1 protein-coding gene is annotated in these 567 nt (G+C 37.0%); it reads left to right on the top strand.

Annotation, left to right across the window (positions count from 1 at the left end; genetic code table 11):
• The coding region (locus ACFIO5_RS13255) for a cation:dicarboxylate symporter family transporter (RefSeq protein ID WP_375705662.1) at positions 1-567 on the top strand (567 nt) is incomplete at both ends.

Genomic DNA, 567 nt, shown 5'->3' with positions numbered 1-567 from the left:
TTTTTGTTATGGCTTGGCCAGAGTAAGAGGATGAAATGGAGCCTCTCATTACGTGTTATGCTAGGGCTTATCCTTGGCTTGATTTTTGGCAGTGTTTTGCAGGTTATTTATGGAGAAGGTGAAGCTACTTTGTTGAAATCAATTGAATGGTTTAACATTGTTGGTAATGGCTATATCTTGTTATTACAGATGTTTGTTATGCCATTGGTTTTTATCTCTATCGTTTCAGCGATCGCTCATTTGCATTCTGTTTATGCTATTGGCAAAATGAGTATAATGACAATTTCAATATTGCTCTTTACAACTGCTCTTTCAGCGTTGGTTGGCGTTTTGGTAGTTAATGCCTTTGGATTAACGACGAGTGGTTTGGTAAATGAAGGGCAAGATGTTTCTAATATTCTCGGGGATCGTATTTCTCAACTTGGGGATATGAATATTCCAAAGATGATTTTATCCTTAATTCCTAAAAACCCCTTTGCTGAGTTAAGTGGAGCCAAGCGTACGTCAATTATCAGTGTTGTTATTTTTGCATCGTTTTTAGGGGCATCGGTTCTTCTTTTAAAGAAA

Source organism: Bartonella sp. AA86SXKL (genome assembly GCF_042196885.1).
The sequence above is the reverse complement of the archived record's forward strand: the minus strand, read 5'-3'. Positions and strand labels throughout refer to the sequence as shown.